Origin of the sequence: Pseudoalteromonas sp. SS15 (assembly GCF_049257195.1) — a bacterium.
Taxonomy (GTDB): Bacteria; Pseudomonadota; Gammaproteobacteria; order Enterobacterales; family Alteromonadaceae; genus Pseudoalteromonas.
In genome coordinates this window covers 182,629-204,304 of record NZ_JBMMUD010000009.1, presented here as the reverse complement: position 1 = coordinate 204,304, position 21,676 = coordinate 182,629, and the positions used below count along the sequence as shown (strand labels likewise).

Annotated in this window: 14 protein-coding genes; 5 read left to right on the top strand and 9 right to left on the bottom strand. The window is 42.0% G+C overall.

The features are described from left to right. The 4 genes from AAEU28_RS17750 to AAEU28_RS17735 all read right to left on the bottom strand — a co-directional run. Positions 1 to 6,948 (bottom strand): SdrD B-like domain-containing protein (locus tag AAEU28_RS17750; RefSeq protein ID WP_421965302.1); only part of this gene is annotated, 6,948 nt, incomplete at its 3' end. A gap of 318 nt (positions 6,949 to 7,266) precedes the next feature. After that, on the bottom strand, positions 7,267 to 9,453 hold the full coding sequence (locus AAEU28_RS17745) for an ATP-binding protein (RefSeq protein WP_421965301.1): 2,187 nt from the start codon (positions 9,451 to 9,453) through the stop codon (positions 7,267 to 7,269). 139 nt (positions 9,454 to 9,592) lie between these two features. Further along, positions 9,593 to 10,195: a response regulator transcription factor gene (locus tag AAEU28_RS17740; protein ID WP_421965300.1), complete on the bottom strand. Its 603-nt coding sequence runs from the start codon at positions 10,193 to 10,195 to the stop codon at positions 9,593 to 9,595. Continuing rightward, positions 10,192 to 11,292, bottom strand: a complete 1,101-nt coding sequence (locus tag AAEU28_RS17735) for a sensor histidine kinase (RefSeq protein WP_421965299.1) — start codon at positions 11,290 to 11,292, stop codon at positions 10,192 to 10,194. Before AAEU28_RS17735 ends, AAEU28_RS17740 begins: the two co-directional genes overlap by 4 nt. Before the next feature lie 151 nt (positions 11,293 to 11,443). Here AAEU28_RS17735 and AAEU28_RS17730 point away from each other — a divergent pair, with 151 nt between their 5' ends. From AAEU28_RS17730 to AAEU28_RS17720, 3 genes are all read left to right on the top strand, one after another. After that, positions 11,444 to 12,307, top strand: coding sequence for a DMT family transporter (locus AAEU28_RS17730; protein WP_421965317.1), 864 nt, complete (start codon positions 11,444 to 11,446; stop codon positions 12,305 to 12,307). Continuing rightward, a complete protein-coding gene (locus tag AAEU28_RS17725; RefSeq protein WP_421965298.1) occupies positions 12,307 to 12,999 on the top strand; it encodes a glycerophosphodiester phosphodiesterase in 693 nt (230 codons plus the stop codon). Before AAEU28_RS17730 ends, AAEU28_RS17725 begins: the two co-directional genes overlap by 1 nt. 72 nt (positions 13,000 to 13,071) lie before the next feature. Then, positions 13,072 to 14,280, top strand: coding sequence for a methyl-accepting chemotaxis protein (locus AAEU28_RS17720; RefSeq protein WP_421965297.1), 1,209 nt, complete (start codon positions 13,072 to 13,074; stop codon positions 14,278 to 14,280). A gap of 22 nt (positions 14,281 to 14,302) precedes the next feature. On the opposite strand, the gene epmA is transcribed toward AAEU28_RS17720, so the two are convergent. Further along, on the bottom strand, positions 14,303 to 15,277 hold the full coding sequence (gene epmA / locus AAEU28_RS17715) for an elongation factor P--(R)-beta-lysine ligase (RefSeq protein ID WP_421965296.1): 975 nt from the start codon (positions 15,275 to 15,277) through the stop codon (positions 14,303 to 14,305). Between the two features lie 86 nt (positions 15,278 to 15,363). Then, positions 15,364 to 15,930: an elongation factor P gene (gene efp / locus AAEU28_RS17710; RefSeq protein WP_058028675.1), complete on the bottom strand. Its 567-nt coding sequence runs from the start codon at positions 15,928 to 15,930 to the stop codon at positions 15,364 to 15,366. A gap of 42 nt (positions 15,931 to 15,972) precedes the next feature. On the opposite strand from efp, the gene epmB reads away from it, so the two are divergent. Then, the gene (epmB, locus tag AAEU28_RS17705) at positions 15,973 to 16,986 is read left to right on the top strand and encodes an EF-P beta-lysylation protein EpmB (RefSeq protein WP_421965295.1); all 1,014 of its coding nucleotides are present in this window, start codon (positions 15,973 to 15,975) and stop codon (positions 16,984 to 16,986) included. Positions 16,987 to 17,002: 16 nt separating this feature from the next. Here the strand turns inward: epmB and AAEU28_RS17700 are convergent, their stop codons facing one another. Continuing rightward, positions 17,003 to 17,212 (bottom strand): hypothetical protein, encoded by a 210-nt coding sequence (locus AAEU28_RS17700; RefSeq protein ID WP_421965294.1) that lies wholly within the window; start codon positions 17,210 to 17,212, stop codon positions 17,003 to 17,005. Between the two features lie 72 nt (positions 17,213 to 17,284). On the opposite strand from AAEU28_RS17700, the gene AAEU28_RS17695 reads away from it, so the two are divergent. Then, the gene (locus AAEU28_RS17695; RefSeq protein WP_058028672.1) at positions 17,285 to 17,578 is read left to right on the top strand and encodes a hypothetical protein; all 294 of its coding nucleotides are present in this window, start codon (positions 17,285 to 17,287) and stop codon (positions 17,576 to 17,578) included. 67 nt (positions 17,579 to 17,645) lie between these two features. On the opposite strand, the gene AAEU28_RS17690 is transcribed toward AAEU28_RS17695, so the two are convergent. Both AAEU28_RS17690 and nagP read right to left on the bottom strand, forming a co-directional pair. Beyond that, positions 17,646 to 19,859 (bottom strand): YgiQ family radical SAM protein, encoded by a 2,214-nt coding sequence (locus AAEU28_RS17690; RefSeq protein ID WP_421965293.1) that lies wholly within the window; start codon positions 19,857 to 19,859, stop codon positions 17,646 to 17,648. 374 nt (positions 19,860 to 20,233) lie between these two features. Continuing rightward, positions 20,234 to 21,532, bottom strand: a complete 1,299-nt coding sequence (gene nagP / locus AAEU28_RS17685) for an N-acetylglucosamine MFS transporter NagP (RefSeq protein ID WP_421965292.1) — start codon at positions 21,530 to 21,532, stop codon at positions 20,234 to 20,236. Positions 21,533 to 21,676 lie beyond the last annotated feature (144 nt).

Sequence of the window (21,676 nt, the reverse complement as noted above, 5' to 3'; positions counted from 1 at the left end):
CACGGTGATGTCTTTGATCGCCTCATCCAATTCGGCCATTTCTAATTCGCCATCTTGCAAGGTATCTAGGAAGACTTTACCTGCAATACTGTATTTCACTGGCTTCAGTTTTTCTGTGAAGTCCACGATTGCTGATTTGTTAGTGCCTGATAGTGAAACTTTAATTGCACTGTTCGCCGTGTTTGATGCTATACGAGAGGTACCGATGAGTAGGTAGTCTTTACCATTCTCATTCTTTGCGTTGCCTGAGAACGCGGCAGATACGGTATAACCATCGGCATTGGCTTCAACTAGTTTTTCAAACGCATATTGGCCGTTCACATCTGTGGTACGCGAGAGTGACACTGCGCGGCCAAAGATATCTTGACCAGTTAGCGTCACGGTGATGTCTTTGATCGCCTCATCCAATTCGGCCATTTCTAATTCGCCATCTTGCAAGGTATCTAGGAAGACTTTACCTGCAATACTGTATTTCACTGGCTTCAGTTTTTCTGTGAAGTCTACGGTTGCTGATTTGTTCGAGCCTGATAGTGCAATCTTGACAGAGCTATTTGCTGTGTTTGACTCAGTGCGGTTTGTACCGATAACTAGGTAGTCTTTACCGTTCTCATTCTTTGCGTTGCCAGAGAAAGAGGCTGATACGGTATAACCATCTTTGTTTGCTTCGGTTAAATCTGCAAACGTGTACTGACCGTTGATGTCTGTAGTGCGTGTTAGTGATACTGCGCGACCGAACTTATCTTTACCAGCCAACGTAACTGTGATGTTTTCAAGTGCTTTATCTAGCTCGGCAGCTTCAAGCTCACCATCTTGCAAGGTATCTAGGAATACACGACCAGTGACCTGTCTATCACCTATTTTCGGTTGTTCAGTAAATAATACTGTTGGTGTTGAATTTAGTGTCGTGATCACTACTTTATCAACGCTATGATCAGCGACTTCGGTGCTGTTTAAATAGTCTTTACCATCCGCATACTCAGCAACAACAGCTTGTGTTAGCGTGTATTGCGCTGCAACTTTTGCAGGGTGTAACTCAGTAAATTCAACAACACCATTTTGATCTGTTACACGGGTAATATTTAACTGCTGACCGAACACGTTTGTGCCAGTAAGCGTTACATTAACGCCTTGTAGCCATGTATCTTCGCCATTGAAAGTGCCATCTTGATTAATATCCAGTAGCGCTTTCGCCACGATCTTTTTATTGGTCGGTGGGATCAATTCAGCAAAATACAGATCTTCACGTGCTTGTTTACGTGTTAATGTAATTTTCGTGATTTCATCTGAGCTGCGAGACCCTGCCACTTCAGTGCCATTAAAACGCTCAAGACCATCTTGGTAGTATTGAGGAGGCGTTTGAGTAACCGTATAACCTGCAACATTGCTAGGTTCTAAATTAGTAAATTCAAAGCGCCCTGTCGCATCACTTAATACCTGGAGATTATTGACGGTTTTACCGCTAATAGTGGTACCTGTTAAAGTAAACTGCACATTTTCTAGGGGCTGCTCGTCAGCTGCTTTAACCCCATCATCGTTGCTATCAATATAAACATAACCGGCTATTACCCCTTCCTTAGAAAGTGGCAATTCAGCAAAGTTATACTCCAATAAAGTATCACCCGAAGAGATAGTGACATTGAACGTATCACCTACTTTGGGTTGAGCTACAATTGACGCGCCAATACTCTCTGCACCATCTTCGTAGTTAGAAACCAAAACATCTTGTGATAGCTGGGTTAGCAGATATCCACCTGTATTGCTTGGCGCTAGGTTATCAAACGTATAGGTACCATTAGCGTCTGTAGATACTCGCGTATCAACTGCGGTACCGTTATGATCTGTGCCCGTAAGCTGAATAACAATGTTAGAAATACCTTTTTCAGCTTTATCAAAAACATTGTTTTCATTAGCGTCAATAAATACTCGACCATTTAAACTTGCCGATTGTACTTTTAATAGTTCAGCAAAATTACGATTATCTAATTTCGCAATATTAGACACACTGCCAAGCATAATGGTGTCTGTACCACGGGTATTTTCGATCACTGCACCATTTTCGCTTTCTAAACCATCGTTATACTCTGTTGGCTGGGTTTCAATAAGGCGGTAATTACCCCCTGTAAAACCGCTAATTTGATAGTAACCCTGGGCGTTCGTCTGAGTTGTTAGCGTCACACTTTTACTGTTTACATCTTTACCCGTTAAAGTCAGGGTGACACTTTCGATACCGCTAGTTTCTTCAGCCTCTTTAAAACCATTATCATTTTCATCAACCCAAACATAACCGCTTACAGAAGCAGCACCACGCTCAGCAAATGTATGATTTAATGATGAGCTACCTGCTGTAAGGCGAATATTTGAGATTACATCGCTATTCTCACTGTTCGCTAAGATTTCACCGCTACGGCTATCTTTTCCATCTAGATATTGGTTTAAGGCGGTTTGGGTAGGTTGCGTCAGTGTATAAGTGCCTGGAGCAAGATCAGTAAAAGAAAACTCACCAGATCTGTTCGTCATCACGCTTTTTTGCGTGATACTGCCACCAGCATCTAGGTTACCATTCAATAAGATTTGAATATTTGCTAACCCACTGTCTGTTGTACTCGAAAATACACCATCATTTTGTAAGTCAAAAAATACCTTACCTGAGATAATACCTTTGACTACAGGTGTAGTCGCAGAGTTACGATTATTCGTCTTATTGGTATCGAAGCCTTTTGTTTCAATCCATGCTTCATTCAAGACTTGTTCGCCACTCGGCATACTATTGAGCTTAACGGGAACACGAATTTCAATTGGCGTTTCATTCATTGCAATCAGATCAATATCACAACGAATAAAGTCAGTTACTTGGCTGCTGCTAGGTGCGGTAGCTCGACTTGCAGTACATACCCCTTTAGAAGTACTAACTGCACCATTTAAGCTCAGGTAAGTTGGCAGATAATCATAAACAACGTTGCCTGCGCTATCACCCGGGCCAGCATTACTTACTTTGATGATATATTCAAACTCACTCCCCACTGCAACTTGAGGCACAGATGCTTCTTTAGTGAGAGATAAATCAACGGCCACTCGAATAGAGGTTTTCTCAGCTTCGCTATTATTAGCAGATACATTGTCTTTTTCATTTGAGAAAATAGTGGCCAACGTTTCTGCTACTTCCCCTGTAGTCGAAGGGCGAGAGATCACTTCAAAAAACATATAGCGGGTATAAATTGCGTTATTGCCAGCTGTATTTTCTCGGAGCTCATATTCTTCTAAGCTGCTATCACTGCTGTTTTCTGGCCCTTTACAGTTAAACGTTGTTTGCCCTGTGAAACTTTGCCCTGTATTACTACAGCGTGCTTGAGAGACTGAGCAAGTATTATTGGCACTGCTATCACATAAAAATTTAAGGGTTTGATTGACGCCCTTAGGAGTCACTTGAAAGTTATACCCCACACCACTAGCAACAGATGTATTACCATCGTTATCAGTCAAGTATTCTAGGTCAACTTTATACACCACAATGTTATCAAGAGAACCTGGGAATCCTCTTGGATTTGGATACCAACCTAGCGGATCGTCAATATCATTATTTTCAATTTTTAGGTTTGCTGTACGTGTTTTTACTTGCAAGGCCTGAGATTTGCTGTTGTTACTCGATAAATTATCAAACTGCATATTGTCAGCACTGATCACAGATGTCCCATCAAGTCGCCAATCCATTCGATTAGAGGCACTTTTTGGTAAAACTGTCACAACCACTGTTTGCGCTTCGTTACTTGCCAGCTCCCCGATATTACAAGTCAGTTTATTTACCGCAGAATTAAAACTACAGGCGTTGCTTTGTCCACTCCTTGAAAAACGACTACTAACAAAAGTAAATGTATTCGCTACCGGTTTGGTAAATGTATGAACTAGCTCAACACCTGACGCTTTGCTCGCCCCAAGATTAGCCAACTCAATGGTCATGATGGCGTTATCGCCTGTGCTAACAGGGTTTTGCGCATAGCTCAATTGAGTGACTGCAACATCAAATTTAGCTGCAACATTACTTGCAACTTGGGCCGTATTATTTGCCGTTTCAAGATCTAAATGAGTATTTGATGATACTGAGGCTTTATTGATAACCTGCCCATTAGTCAATACAAATGGACGCGCGACGGTAATTGGGACTTGAACTTGATCACCAACAGCAAACACTTCATTTTTGACTAGATGACATAAGATTTGTGTCTTGGTATTTTCAAAGCTACCAGTCTCTTTGCTTTGACAGCTAAATTGACTACCGCGTGAACTGATTACTGTGCTAGGAAAGCGAATAGCGGTTGCTTGACTATCGTATTTCGATTTAAACGTTGCGGTAAAGTCATCCGTTATCAAAACGGCAGCTTTGCCTGTATTTGAACTAATTTTTATATCGTTTCCAGTGATATTTGAACCTGAAAGGTTACTCACTGTTAACGTATAATTAAGCTCATTCTCAGCTGCTGATAGTGATGTTTTATCCACTGTTTTTGATATTGCAAGATCTGCAGTTTGCGAACTTGTTATTGATTTAGTTTTTTGCGCACTAACCTCTGAACCACCCACATCTTTGGCTGTTGCAATGTTAGTTAATGTACCTTCAGCCACAGCTCGAGTGATAATGGTCACTTTATTGGTTTGAGTACCGGACTGTAATTTATTACTAAACACACAAGAAACAATGCCACCAGTCCCGTTTGCTAATGGATCTCGATGTGTACACGACCAGTTACTACCACTGGCACTGACATACTGCTCCCCGTTTTTTAGTGCATCTTCAAGTGTTAATGTGCCTTGTGTTGCACCTTCGCCGTTATTTTTTACTTTAATAATGCTCTCTATCAAAGCACCTTTAGCAACTAACTTAGTATTCTTAGTATCTTTCGCACGCTTTGCTTTAGAAACACTTAATTTAACAGGGTTAATTGGTTTAAATTCCCAACCCGTATATGAAGTTTGATGGTTACTACTACCATATCCAACAGAGAAAGTATTACGAGGGATCTTATCGTTAAAAGGCGCTTTCACCGTTAATACGACACGCGTCTTGGTATATGCCGCAATAGAACTTGCAGTACAATTCAATGTTGGCGAAGTGATTGAACATGCCCAATCACTGGATGTTTGCCATGTACCATTTACATTGCGTTGGGATATAAAGCTAACCGGGGTATAACCGTCGCTTAGCGTATCTTGAAGCGTAACATTCGACGCCGCGCCCGCTCCCGTATTTTCAACTTGTAGATAGTAGTTGAATGTTTGGCCCATGTAATTCTTATTATTCCATGCCAAGTTAGCGGTCTTTTGTAACACAAGTTTCGCTGCGCTTGAGGCGATATTAAAAGAAACATTGCCTGTTGCAGCGTCCCCTGTCTTCGGTGTCGCCGTGGCTGTATTAATAATACTATTCCCAACTGAAACAGCCTTAACCGTTAATTGAACTTGCTTAGTCTGGTCTTTTGTTATTGATGCGACTTTTGGCAAACAAGTTACTTTTTGACCAGACACAGAACAATTAAAGTCATCTGAAGTAACGGCTGAACTTAGTGGAGAAATTAAAGCCACTTGGTTTGGTAGCGTATCTTCTAAGCTGATTAACTCTTTCGTGTCTCCACTATTGGTCACAGCAATCTTAAAGGTAAATTGCTCACCACTTACAAAAGAGCTTCTACCCCCATCAATTGTTTTGCTCACACTGAGAGTCTGAGGAATAACAACATTAATCGTGCCATTCGCTGAATTATTACGGCTATTTAGGTCTACAGAGCCGCCATTACTATCAGTAGCAATCTTAGCTGTCGAGACATACTGGCCTTTAACTTGAGGAGATAATGCACGCACAACGATGACATCGCTGTCATTGATATCTAAAGAAGTTGCTCTACAAGAAACTTGCTGTCCGCTCCGATTACAACTCCACCCATTCGCAGGTGTAACACCCTGAAAGGTAACGCCATCTTTCAAAGTGAACGTCATAATAGGTTTTAATGCTTTGCTTGGTCCTAAATTTCTAACTGTGATTTCATAACTGTGAGCCGTATTTGGATCTATGCCCCAATAACCAGGGATCTTTGTCGCCACAGAGACTGCTAGATCTGCATGCTCTTTTAGTCTTGTATTCACAGTTTTGCTGTTATTACTGCTATCAAGCTCGGCTGTATCACTTGAAATCGCGGAACTCGCCGTTACTACCCCACTCCCCAATTGTGTCACACTTGATGCGAAGCTTAGTGAAGCACTCTGCCCAGATGACAAGGCACCTCTAGTACAAGTGATCACTTGGTTCGTTCGACTACAGTTCCACCCTGAAGTCTGGCTGCCTCCTGAGCTCCACTGTGCAAAGCTTGGCAAAGTATGCTTTAACACCACGTTAGCAGCGTCATCTGGCCCATTATTTTTAACTTGAACACGATATTGGTAAGTTTGATTGAGGTATACATCCGATGGATCTGATGTCAATGTTGTGACAGCCAAATCAACACCTGCGACGATTGACGTATTTTGCGTTTCTTCGTTGTTTAGTAATTTAGAAGGATCTTCATTATCTGCAGAAATACGTACGCTAGGTTCAATGGTTAAGCCTGTTGCAGCAGTTGTAATTATGGTTATTTGCAAAGAGCCCGATGTTCGCCCTCTTATGCTCCCCATTTCACATCGTAATTTATTTCGTGATTTTCCCGCGTCAAGGTAGGCTTGCACTTGGCAGCTACTGGTGCTCGAGACAAAATTGGTTGTTTCTGGAATGAAGAACTCAACCACAACATTTTCTGCTGTGTCTTCTTCACTGTTAGTAAACTCGATGTTATATCTGACTTCTCCGCCACGAGGCACTGTGGTATCTATGTCTTCAAACGTAGATATTTGAATATCTACTGCCCACACCGAACTCGCTAAAAGCAAAAGCGGCAATAACATTAACTTTATTAGTTTGCTCAACATCCCTAGGACCAAATTTACCTAAATTAAACACAACAAAAATCGAGCAGGAATTCTAATGATAAAGGAGGGTGTAATCCAGTGTAATATGCACAAAAATAAAACAATTTCAGATAATTATGGAAACAATATGTAGAAGTTGCTTTTTATATAATATTTAGAGATGAGGACTTAACTTTAAAAGTAATACTTTTTGGTAGATGTGTAATTCTCTGTAATATATGTAATTTAGCTGTTATTTCACCGAAAAAAGCCGCGTTCATTGCTCCAGGCACTTTGCAGAAAAACAGGATATAGCAAAGTTTCTAACCATAAAAGTCGCTATTTCCCGATACCTGAAACAAACTTTTGTTGATAATTCTGCAATGCAAGCGCATTTTGCTTTGCGTAATGATGTAAAGCACGCCAATCAATTACTTGCTTCGCTTTTACGGCTTGATTGGTTTCTTCAAGCGCCTGAGCGAGGGCTTTAAGACCCAACTCAATACATTCTTGTATTAAGGTCTGTAATTTTATTTCAAGCTGATCGATGGCTTGAATATCTGCTAAACCTTGCAACTGAGCAAACTCGTAATCAAAAGTATCCGCTAAATACATTAATTTCGTATTTAAGAAGTGACTATCAAATTGCTGATTCAAACGATGTATTAACGCTTCGTCTAATAACTGCAAAGGGTTTATTTGTGTTGTATGTGCAGTACCCACATGCTCTAACACAGATAACAGCGTCGAGCCTGATACAGGCTTTTCTAAACAATAAGCAATACCTTGTTGTAAATATCGTTGTTGTGCTTGTTCATCAGCATCACCTGTCAGTGCAATCACAGTCGGAGCCTGAGCTGGCTCAAACTGGCTTTGTAAATTTTGCCACCACTCTAAACCGTGGCCATCAGGTAAATGCATATCGAGTAAAATCACATCAAACTGATTATCAGCCATGATCTCACTCGCGGCTTTGAGCGTTCTCACGTACTCACACTGCATCTTGGTGTCTTGTAAGTAGTGCTTAAGCACCTCTTGATTCAACAGGTTGTCTTCAACAATAAGAATACGATTGGATCCAAGCTGTTCAGGCGACCTTACGTTACTTTGCTCTACTCTTTGCTCTGGCGCCTCACAACAAGACAGAACTAAATCAAAAGCAAAAACAGTGCCTTTACTTAGTTCACTGTTCACCGTTAATTCTCCACCCAAGTTTTCTACAAGCTGCTTACATAAGCTCAAGCCAAAACCTGCACTATTGCTGATGTTATGCTCAAGTTGGCTACTCGCAAAAGGCTCAAAAATATAATCCAGTGCGCTTTTACTTAAGCCCACGCCCGTATCTGAAACTGAGAACCTGACGACTTGCTTAGTGTCGCCCGCTTGCGCTTTTTGCTCATGCATACTGACGGATAAAACGACCTCACCATGGTCTGTGTATTTAATCGCATTAGACACAAGGTTCTTTAAGATCAGTGGAAGAGATTCTTTATCTGTTAGAAAGTAAAGCTCACTCAAGCGTTCATCAATACGAAGTTTAAAGTTTAAGTCTTTGTTTTTAGCAAGTGGCAGAAGTAATTCATGCACAGTTTGCGCTTGCTCGGCTAGGCTTGTGGGCTTAAGTAAAGCGCTGACTTGCTCGCCCTTCGCTTGCAGTAACACTTGATTTGCCAAATCTGACAATGAAAGTGCAGCTTCGCTGATCACATCACATAATTGCGCATGTTTTTGCGGTTCACGCGGAATACGTTTTAACATATCAGCGTGACCCACTATGGCATTCAAAGGCGTTCTGAGTTCATGGCTGAGCATAGTTAAGAAGCGCCCTTTTAATAAACTGGCTTGTTTATTCTTTTGCGCTAGCACAGCCATTTTCTCAAGTTGCTGTGCTCCACATAAAAGACTGAACGCCACACATAAAATAATGGGTAAACACACTGTTGCAGCAATCACCAACACCTGAGTGGTGTTTAAATTCGATAATGCCGATGTCACAGGCTGCGCATCTAATGTTAATAAATGAATAGATAAAACGGCAAACACACACAAGCATGAAACCAAAAACCCCCAACGCGACAAATTAGTACGCTGATGTTGACTAGGCGTGCAAATCATCAATGAACGAATAGACAACCCCATGGCTATCGATACCAGAGAATAGGAGGCGATATAACGCATTGCTCTGTTTGAATCTATAAAGCTAAACCAGATTGTCAATCCAAAATACACCACACCTATCGCGAGCCATAATTTTGGAGAGTGTGCCACTTTAAAGAATTTTTCGGTACCGGAAACAAAGAAGTAGAAAGTCGCGAATAAACAAATAAGAGCCGCAAAAGTAATGGTTTCTGGCTGATAGCTAATCCCAATTAACAGCAAACAGGTCAGTGCCATCAACTGCATAGAGTACATCCACTGCTTAACGCCATCAGCGCTCTGATACATGAACCAATTAAGGGTCATCACACCAGCAGAAATAATCGCTGTTAATGACATTATTGGCATCGCGAAATGTAGCTCTTGCATAATCCACTTATTTTAAACTAGGAAATTAGGATGAGTCTAATATTTAAAAATATGATTTTAAAGCAAATTAATAGAGTAAGTATATTACTCTACATTACAAACATTCAGGCTTTTGCAATAGTTTACATGGCAGGTTAAATTACAGCCAGCCTTTTTGTTTAGCTATTCGGGCCGCGTCCACTCGATTTGTTGCGTTTAGTTTCGCAATCGCTTCTGACAAATAATTTCTAATTGTGCCTTCACTCAAGAACAATTTCTGAGCAATTTCAGCGGTTTTTAGCCCTTCACTCGCAAAACGTAATGCTTTTCTCTCTTTGTCACTAAGAGGATCATTGTCTTCTAACGCACTCATTGCTAACTCAGGATCAATGACTTTTTGCCCCACCATGACTTTTTTGAGGGTATTGACCAAATACTCACTGGGCGCTTCTTTAAGCACAAACCCCTTCACCCCCATGGCCATGGCACGACGAATATATCCCGCCCTAGAAAAAGTCGTCATAATGACCACTTTACTATTCGGGTACTTTGCTATGACTTGCTCAGCGAGTTCGAGCCCAGTCATGTTTGGCATTTCAATATCAGTCAGTACAATATCGATATCATGCGCTTGAAGCGCATTTAACCCTTCTAATCCATCTTGAGCTTGTGCAATTACTTCTATTTGCACATCTAATCCTAACAAAGCGCTAATGGCCCCTCGTACTAACCCTTGATCTTCGACGACTAATACTTTGATCATGCAATGTGCTCCTTAAACTGAATGTTGATGGTCATACCCGAATCTGTGTTAATGTCACATTGACCTTGCAGTGTCGCTACTCTATCTTTGATCCCTTCAACACCATTACCACACTGATACTTTTTAACGATACCATCGTCTTTAATACGCACCTCAACAACCCCATTTTGGGAACTAACTTGTAATTTAACATACTTTCCTTTGCTGTGGCGGATAATGTTGGTCACTGCTTCTTTAAAAATAAAACACAAGTTAGATTCTTGTTCTGCACTCAATATCACATGCTCAATTGATTGCTCAACATTAAAGCCTGCATCTTGCAAACGAGCGACTAATAAATCAATTTGTGCATATAGCCCCACTTGCTTTAAACCAGAAACGGCTTGCCGAACTTCACTTAACAAATCTCGGGCTAATTGCGCAACTTGCTCCGATTCTTGTGAGGCTTGTTCATTTACTCCAGCCGCAGTGAGTTTACTCGCCAATTCTGCTTTTAGCGCAATTGATGATAGAGAGTGGCCAAGTAAATCATGTAAGTCTCGAGCAATACGCTCTCGCTCAGCAATTGCCCCCAACTGCTCAATTTGTTGCTGGTCTTTGGCTTGTTGGTCACGATAGAGCCGCTCTCTTTGCTCCATCATGCCAAAGATAAACAAACCAATACTGACAATCGCTGCTGGAGAGACGAAATACAGTGATTTCACTGGCACAAATAAAAATGCACTTATAAAAATAACCACCATCAATGCAGCCATCATCATAAAACTTTGCTTTCGGCGATAATTAAAACCACAGAAAAAGCCAATAAAACCAAATAAAGAGTGAGTACCATAGGTCACATAAGTGCCCAAACAACAGAGTAACGCCATGGCAGCTAGACTAGGGGTTACTGACTCACCTTTTTTATACAGAGCAATACCATATAGAAAAACAAAAAGCGCATAGATAGCTAGCTGCGCTGTAATATCACCCACTGATAACGACTGCCAATTAGTCAGTAAAGGAAAAAAGAAAAAGCTTGAGAAAAATAGTGGCCCCCAATTCCAAAACTTTTTATTGGGGTGGGCTAATGCCATATTGTGGGGTTTGTTCAGCATGTTCATTCCAGTTCCGGGGCAGTCTGTTATTGGAGTAGTCTCTAAAACATAATAGGTACATATACTTACATAGACTAACTGCTATTCATAATTTGTTTAGTGACAAGTGTCATCAATGATAGACTCAAAAAAAAGACAACACGACACACTCATGCGCTCAGAACAATCTGCACTTATTCAGCTCCATACTGCCGTCCTGCTGTTCGGTGGTACTGCACTATTTTCTAAACTCATTGCCTTATCAGCGCTTGATATTACGGTGTACCGTACAGCCATCGCCTTTATTGCCCTCGTTTGCTTACTCAAATTTCAAGGCAAAGCCATCGCCCTTAATCACAAAAAAGATTACGGCATCGCCATAATTTTAGGCATTGTCGTTGGCTTACACTGGGTGACTTACTTTGCAGGTATGCAACTAGCAGGCATTGCGACTGGCATTATTGCTTTCTTTACTTACCCGGTGATCACTGTGTTTCTAGAACCTTTCTTCAGTAAGCAGAAACTTAAAAGCAAAGACATCATCAGTGCAGTGACGGTTTTATTCGGAATTTACTTATTAGTGCCAGAAGCTAACCTGGGTAATGACGTTACATTAGGGATAGTCACAGGGATTTTCTCAGGGTTGTTATTTGCGTTAAGAAATTTACTGCAAAAGCAGTATTTCTCATCTTATGGCGGTCCGCAGACTATGCTTTATCAAACTATTGTGGCTAGTTTAATGCTGTGTGCATTCGTTGATGTTGGGCCGACAGACCTGCCCGAACAAGATATATGGTTACTGTTATTGGCTGGTATTATTTTTACCGCAGCGCCACATGCACTGTTTGCCAGCAGTTTAAGGTTCTTATCTGCAACAACAGCCGGGTTAATTTCTTGTTTACAACCCTTGTACGGGACCGTATTGGCTTTTATGCTATTGTCAGAACAGCCAAATATGATGACCTTAATCGGCGGTTTACTGGTTGTTAGTGCAGCCTGTTTTGAAACTTGGTCAATCACAAGGAAAAAAGCCTAATGCAGATCTTTGCGCACCGAGGTGCCAGTGGTAACTATCCTGAAAATACAGCTTCTGCCATTACTGCAGCTTTGCAAGCCCAAGTTGATGGCATAGAACTCGACGTACAAAGTTGCGCCGATGACTTTGTGATCATTCATGATTCTTGGTTAGACCGAACAACCAATGGTAATGGCCGAGTGGTTGATACACCATTTTCAGAAATCAGTACGCTTGATGCTGGAGATGGCCAGCAAGTCCTTAATTTACAACAGGTACTCGAGCTGATTGGTACACAAACTCAAATTAACCTTGAGCTCAAGCACACCTTGGGCCTAGATAAATTGGTCCAAATCCTCGAACAAAATGTGGCTGAGGGCATTATTGAGCGTGAACAGCTTTTGCTTTCCTCATTTGATCACCACCAGCTAAAATGGCTTAAGCAGAATCTGCCTTGGGTTAAAATAGGCGCTTTAACTGCGTCTATCCCACTTAACTACGCCTACTTTGCAGAAAACCTACATGCCTATAGCGTGCATTTAGATAAGAACTTTATTAATCATGAGTTTGTGGCAGATGCCAAGCAAAGGGGCCTAAAGGTGATGACCTATACGGTCGATAAACAACAAGAAATAGAAGAAATGCAGAACTTAGGCGTAGATGGTATTTTTAGCAATTATCCGTGCTACGCAAAAATGATTTTGTCGCGATAATGCAAGAAATCTCTAGTATGTTCTAAAATTAAAAGAAATTGGCAATTTAAGAGCCAAAATATGAGTCTATACATGAGTTTATATAATCAAATTGAACAGAGTTTCTTTTTTACTCTGTCGAGAAAAATTTTCGGCAACCTGAGCTTTTTATTTGCTTTCCAGCTCATCACTTTATTTTGGCTATATGCTGAACTAACTGAAGATAAACAAGGCACAGGACTATTTTGGTTAATGGCACTTGGCGCTATTGGCGGGTTTATCTTCACATTATTTTATATGCGTTTTCTTATCGTGCGTCCAATCAAAGCAATGCGCGATACGCTAGAACAAATAAATAGAGATGATGGCAATCTAGAGGCTAAGCTACCGCAGTTTACCTACGATGAATTCCGCGAAGTCAGTGAGCAATATAATCACTTTACCAGTCGCTTAAGTGAACTGCTCAACACCACTTATCACAGTGCTGAAGTCGCTGCTAACTCTAACCAAGAAGTCACTCGCTCAATGCAACAGACTTCTGAATTAGGTGCTCAACAAATTTCGAGTAGTGACTCTATCATTGCAGCTAGTGACCAAGTGACCCATAGCTTACAAAGTATTGTGGGCAATACCGATCATGTATATCAAGCTAATACCGAAAGCCTGCACTTTGTGCGTGGTTCATCGCAGTCTTTGTCTACTTTAGTCGGTGAAATTCAGCACATAACACAATTGCTTGGCAATTTCGCCAATACTGTCGCAGGGCTTAAAGAAAACAGTGACAATATACGTAGCATTCTCAAGATGGTTGAAGAGTTTTCAGACCAAACTAATTTGCTGGCGCTGAATGCTGCAATTGAAGCTGCACGTGCTGGTGAAGCTGGCCGAGGTTTTGCGGTGGTTGCCGATGAGGTTAGAAACCTATCAGTTAAAGTAAACGATGCGACGCGTCAGATCAGCGACTTCATCAACCAAATGGATGTGTTAGTTGGTGAGACACATCAAGAATCACAACAGTTGATCAGTCATTCAAGCTCGGCTGAGAAAGCCATCAGCGAGACATCGGGTGGGTTTGCTAGTATGTGTAACGATTTTGAGCATAACCAAACTCAACTCGAAGCCATCGTCGGTGAAGTACATCAACTTGAAACAACGCAAAACCACACCCATCAAACGGTACTCAATATTGTCGAACTTGCACAACAAGCAAAGCTGCAAATTGATGCGGCTTCAGAGCAATGCCAACAAGCTCAAAAGCTTACTCAAACGACGCAAGACGAATTACGCCGCTTTGTGAGGTAAATAAAGTCAGATGTCACATGTGTTAGGCACGTGTGATATCAAAGGCAATTACCTCTTTAATTGATGACTTGCCCGTCGCTAGCATCACTAACCTATCAATGCCTAGCGCTACACCCGAGCATTGTGGCAAACCATGTGCGAGCGCCGCTAAAAAGCGCTCATCTGCTGCCACTTCTGGCAAGCCCATTTGCACTCTGAACTGATTATCTTCCGCAAAACGCGCTGCTTGCTCTTTGCTATCCGTGAGTTCATTAAAGCCATTGGCCAATTCCATGCCTTTAAAATACAACTCAAAGCGCCCTGCTACGCGAGTGTCATCTGGATTTAATTGCGCCAATGCTGCTTGTGAGGCTGGAAAGTGATACACAAAACAAGGCGCTTCAATGCCTATTTTAGGTTCCACTTCCATACAGAATAGTAACTGTAACAGTGTGTCTTTATGTGTTTCGTTTGCGGCAATATCACCATAGCCTTTTTCTGTAGCAAGTTTCTGTAACTCATTTAGCGTTGCTTCAAGGGGATCTAGCCCTAGTACATCAATAAAGACTTGTTGATAACTCACTGAGGTGGCTTTTTTGCAGTTCAAAATAAGCTGCATCAGCGCATCAATTTCGCTCATTAAATCAAATTCGTCAAACCCTGGGCGATACCATTCCAACATAGTAAATTCAGGGTTGTGATGACGACCCGATTCTTCGTTACGAAATGCTTTGGCTAATTGATAAATGGCGCCACTGCCCGCGGCAAGCAGGCGCTTCATGGCAAACTCAGGAGAGGTTTGCATGTACAAAGGCAGCCCTTCGGCATTGCCAGGGCCCACAAACTCAGTCGCAAAAGTCGCTAAATGAACATCTGTAACACTCGCAGCTGATAAACTTGGCGTTTCGACTTCCATCACATCGCGCTCAGCAAAAAACTGACGGATTTTCGCGATAATTACTGCCCGTTGCTTCAGTGTTTGAATATCCGCACTCGGTGCCCAGTTGCTCTCAGACATACTATCTAACTCTTTTAAAAATTTATTTTAACCATAAAAAATCCCAGCCGAAGCTGGGATTGTTTGGTCTCAGAAATAACTAAAAGTTACTTCACACGACCTACGTATTCACCGCTACGTGTATCTACTTTCACTACTTCGCCAATTTGAACGAATAGTGGCACACGTACTACAGCACCTGTAGTGAGAGTTGCAGGCTTACCACCTGTACCCGCTGTGTCACCTTTAAGACCAGGATCAGTATCTGTGATCTCTAGTTCTACGAAGTTTGGTGGTGTTACCGCGATTGGGTTACCGTTCCAAAGTGTAATTGTACATACGTCATTTTCAACTAACCATTTTACGTTGTCGCCCATTGCTTTTTCGTCAGCAGCGATCTGCTCAAATGTGTCGTTGTTCATGAAATGCCAGAACTCACCGTCTGTGTATAGGTAAGCTAGCTCAGTTTCCATTACGTCAGCACCTTCTACTGAATCACCAGACTTGAATGTCTTCTCAAGTACTTTACCTGAGATCAATTTACGGATCTTAACGCGGTTGAACGCTTGGCCTTTACCCGGCTTAACCATTTCATTTTCTAAGATGGTGCACGGCTCGCCATCGATCATAATTTTTAGGCCGCCCTTGAACTCGTTGGTGCTATAATTCGCCATCGGTATCCTCTAATCTTCTTTTATCGAGTAATAAACCTGCTAATGATACAAACAAATGAAGTAAATTTGCATAGTAACTGGCAAAAAGAATTGGCAAATGTGGTCACTTGCCCAAAAACTCTAGTAAAAATGCTTGGCATCAACAGTCATTTCAGTGAAAAAGACCTAGAAGCGCGTCGTTTATTCCCGATGCGTGTGCCACTGCCGTTTATAAAGAAGATGCGTTTTGGCGATCCCAATGACCCATTATTACTTCAAGTGCTACCTCAGCACCAAGAGTTTATTACTCAAATTGGCTACAACAAAGATCCTTTAGAAGAACAACAAAGTGCCATACCAGGCTTATTGCATAAATATCGCTCTCGCGTGCTAGTGATGTTTAAAACTGGCTGCGCGGTGAACTGTCGATACTGCTTTAGGCGTCACTTTCCGTATCAAGATAACCAAGTAAATAAGCAGGCTTTACTTGAAGTGGTTGAGTACTTAAAAAATCACATGCATGTGAATGAAGTCATTTTAAGTGGCGGCGATCCTTTAATGGCCAAAGACACTGCCATTAGTTGGTTTTTAGAACAATTAGAGCAACTACCACAAATTAAACGCCTGCGTATTCATAGCCGTTTACCTGTGGTGATCCCTGCCCGTATTACGCCTGAGTTATGCGAACGCTTTAAAGCGAGCCCGCTAAAAATCATCTTTGTGAATCATATTAATCACGGCAACGAAATTGACAATGACTTTGAAAGCGCCATGCAAATGCTTAAACAAGCGAATGTTACGCTACTTAACCAAGCGGTTTTGTTAAAGGGGATAAATGACACTGTAGAAGCGCAAGTAGCACTGAGCGAACGACTATTTGAGGCGGATATTCTGCCTTATTACCTACACTTACTAGACAAAGTAGAAGGTGCCAGTCATTTTGATATGTCTGAAGAAGCTGCGCTTAGCTTGATGGCGGGTATGCTAGCTGAACTACCTGGCTTTTTGGTACCCAAGTTAGTAAGAGAAATCGGCGGCAAAACAAGTAAGACACCGATTGATTTACAGCTGCGCTAATATCAAAAAAGTACGATTAAACGTACACGTTAATATTATTGCCTAAAGTTGCTGTGGTTGATTGTGCTGGACTCTGTGCTGCCGAATTAGTGCTTGCAGCATCAATCAGAGCAAGTGCCGCTTTACCTTCTACCTGCTGCTGCTTTTTGGCTAAAGCAGCACTCACTACTTTACCGCCCTCACCAGCATCAGACATTACAGGTAAAGAACCTCCTGAAATATTCATAAGCATGTACCTGACTTTTTAATTGAATCCTCGTACACTATCGGCCGATTTACCGACAACTTTAGGAAAAACATGCAAGCTGTTATTGAAAAACTCAATGAAAATCTAAAAGTCGTTTACCGTCAGGCACTTGATGCAGATAAAAAATTAGATGAATTGCAGCAACAAGGGCATGGAAAATTCACCGCACTATTCGATAAAAATGCGGGCTTTGATTTTGAAGCAAAACGCTTCAAGCCTTATGTGCTTGATACAGCTGCAGACGTTGAAGCACTCAGCAAAATGGAAAATTTAGACGAAGAGAAATTAAAAGCCGTGGTGTTTAAGATCCAAAATCTACTGCAATTGCTGGCTACATTTAAATAAGCCTCGCGACTTTTCTTCTTATAGCTACAAAAAAGCTGCCTTACGACAGCTTTTTTGATTAGACCTATTATTTAGGCTGGTTGGCTCTTTTCTTATTTGCCCCAACTCTCGGCTTGGTATTGGCCTTTTTAAACTGACTAAACCCGGTATGACGCGTCAGTGCTGGTTTGCCGCCCTTGCGAGCTTGTTGCCCACTCCCTGAACCTTTTTTGCCGCGCTGTGCTTTTTCTTGTCTGGTTTCGTCTGGCACTAAACAATTCGGTCCACCACCAATTAAGTTAGCTTTACCCATGTTTCGAAGCGCTTCACGGATCATCGGCCAGCCTGCAGGATCATGGTAACGCAAAATGGCTTTGTGTAAGCGACGCTGTCTTGCCCCTTTAGGCACACTCACCACTTCTTTGTTGTTCTTGATGTTTCGTAATGAGTTCATCTCGGTATGGTAAATCGTGGTCGCATTTGCCATAGGAGACGGGTAAAAGTTTTGCACTTGGTCGAGCTTAAAGTCGTGGGCTTTTAGCCACAGCGCCATGTTCACCATATCTTCGTCGGTCGTGCCTGGGTGAGCCGAAATAAAATACGGGATCAAATACTGCTTTTTACCTGCTTCTTTGGAGTACTTATCGAATAACTCTTTAAACTTATCGTATGCCCCCATACCCGGTTTCATCATTTTTGAAAGTGGACCCGATTCGGTATGTTCAGGCGCAATTTTCAAATAGCCGCCAACGTGATGTGAGACCAGTTCTTTCACATAGCGTGGATCTTCTATCGCTAAGTCGTAACGCACACCGGATGCAATAAGGATTTTTTTGATGCCTTTCACATCACGCGCTTTACGATACAGGTTAATCGTTGGCGTGTGATCAGTATCCATGTGCTTACAAATATCAGGGAACACGCAAGATAAACGACGGCAGGTACTCTCAGCCTTTTTGCTCTTACAGCGCAGCTTGTACATGTTAGCTGTTGGACCACCAAGGTCCGAGATAACGCCGGTAAAACCCGGCACTTTGTCACGAATTTGTTCGATTTCATCTAAAATCGACTCTTCTGAACGACTTTGAATAATGCGTCCTTCATGCTCTGTAATAGAGCAGAAACTACAACCACCAAAACACCCACGCATGATGTTTACCGAAGTTTTGATCATATCGTAGGCAGGGATCTTTTCATTGCCATATTTAGGATGAGGCACTCGCTGATATGGCAAACCAAACACCATATCCATTTCTTCAGTTTCTAGTGGAAACGCTGGCGGGTTCACCCACACATAACGGTCACCATGGCGCTGATATAACGCACGAGCACAGCCTGGGTTGGTTTCTTGGTGCAAAATACGTGAAGCGTGGGCATAAAGCGGCTTATTCACACTGACTTGCTCGAAAGCAGGCAGCTTTACGTAGGCTTTTTCCCAGGGCTTTAATTTAGGTGGTTGAACAACGATAGGTTTGGCTTCTTCGGCTTTTAAGTCTATGCCAGCTTTGGCAAACTCTGACTTGCTACAGCCCACATCATCGGCACCGTATGGGTTTGGAATTGGGTCTATTTTGCCCACTTTATCAATGGCTGTTGAATCACTGCCGCGCCAGCCCTCTAATGGCTCTTTACGGATAACCGCAGTACCGCGAATATTCTGAATTTGACTGACGTCTTCGCCAGCTGCAATACGATGCGCTACTTCAACTAACGGGCGCTCAGCATTACCGTAGATGAGTATGTCAGCCTTAGCATCAAAGATGATGCTGCGGCGCACTTTTTCTTGCCAATAATCGTAGTGGGCAATACGACGTAAGCTGGCTTCAATACCGCCAATTACCAGAGGGACATCTTTATAAGCTTCGCGACAGCGTTGGCTATATACCACAACCGCCCTGTCTGGACGTTTACCACCGACATTACCCGGCGTGTAAGCATCATCGTGACGCATACGCTTTTCGGCGGTGTAACGGTTGATCATCGAGTCCATGTTGCCAGCGGTTACACCAAAGAATAAATTTGGTTTGCCCAGTGACATAAAGGCATCTTTATTTGACCAATCTGGCTGCGCAATAATGCCAACTCTAAAGCCTTGTGCTTCTAAAACACGGCCGATGACAGCCATGCCAAAGCTTGGGTGATCTACATACGCATCACCGGTTACTAACACAATGTCACAGCTATCCCAGCCTAGTTCGTCCATCTCTTGTCGAGTTGTCGGAAGAAAAGGTGCATTGCCATAACATTCCGCCCAATATTTGGGATAGGAAAACAGTGCTCGTTCCGCTTTTAACGCGTTCATGTAAATTGCCCCAATAGAAAAAAGGCGCCGATTATACCGCATATCGAACCATGCTGGAATCTGAAACAGTCGCAGTGAGCTCGCTACGTTTGTTAGTAACTGCTAGGGTGTTGAAAGTAGGAAAGATGTTATACCAATCCTCAATAATACTTAATCATTATGAGGGACTAAAACTGACGTTAGCTTCGTTGAAAATTTCTTATTTAGAACAACTAAATAGCAAAATTTTCGCCTTGCTATCGACAAGTTTTCCTTGCCTCAAAATAGATCACTTTATTAAGAGAATTGGTATTACGAACAAATTTCAGACAAAAAAATGCCACCTTACGGTGGCATTACACACGGGATTATTTCTACTTTTAGATAGAAATGCTTTACTTCCAACTTCTCATTTTATGACCCTTCAGGGCATAGAAGAGGATAAATAGGTAACATGGTAATAATACCAGGTATGCTGTTTGACTAGATGCAACTGTTGCTTCAGAACCTTTTGCTAAGCCTAGGAAAAGTGGACCAAAAGCACCACCAGCGATACCCATAACTAATAAACCAGAAGCTACACTAGTTAGCTTGCCAAGTCCAGACAAAGCTAATGGCCAAATTGCCGGCCACATGATTGCATTGGCTAAACCACATAGTGCTAAGAAGAATACCGCAACTGGCATTTCGCCGAAAGTTGGGACATTTAGTGTAGCTGCTGAATCTACAAAAACGATACCGAAAGTCAGAGCAAGCCCGAATACAGCTGCAACCGTTAAAGCAGTTTGTTGTGAAATAACACGTGGAATTAAAATAATGCCCAAAGTATAACCTGTTACCATAAATGCCATGGTATAAGATGTCATCACGCTATAGTTAGCAACACCAAATGTTAAGGCCAATGAACCAACTGTATCACCTGCGATTACTTCAACGGCAACATATAAAAATAATGCGACTACACCCAGTGCTAGATTGGGGTGTGCTAATGCCTCCCTTACACTACCGCCAGACTTTTCTTCAGCCTCATCTTTCTCTTCAATTTCAGGAAGTGGCGCGAACTTAATACCTAAAGCAAACAAACCAATAAATGCCGCTAGACCTAGATAAGGCATCACTAAGTTGCCAGCCATGGCATCTTTTTCAACTTGCGTTAGCGGGCCACTTGTCGCAGCTTCACTAAAGCCACCTAAAACCAATGCGGTAAATGCTAATGGCGCAATAACACCAGCAAATTTGTTAAGAATACCCATGATACTGACACGCGCCGCTGCAGACTCTTCAGGACCTAAACGCACAACATAAGGATTGACCGCTGTATTTAGTAACGTTTGCGCAATACCCATAGTGAACTGTGCAACTAAAAATAGCCAAAACATTTGTGACTTAGCAGCCGGGATGTAAAGCAAAGCAGTTGCCATCATCATACCGATACTGATGGCCATGCCATTTTTGTAGCCCACTTTGTGAATAAATTTCGCTGATGGGATAGCAGTAAATGTTACTGCAATATAAAAAGAGAATAAGATAAGAGACGCCTGAATAGGGCTCAAATCAAAAAGTTGCTGCAGATACGGCATTAATGAACCATTTAACCAGGTAACAAAACCTAGAATAAAGAACATCGCCGCAACGATAGCCAAAGGAATGGCATTGCTTTTAGTCGTCGTTGAATTTGACACAGTTGCTTCCATAAACTTCTACTCGTTGTGTGATTTTAATTATGTCAGATTGGCACAATGCCATAAAATTTTTCAGCCTTTCCTGCTTAAAAACAGAAAAATGACAGCGCTGACATTTAACTTTACGTTAAAATTTGTTCTATTACTAGCCTTACC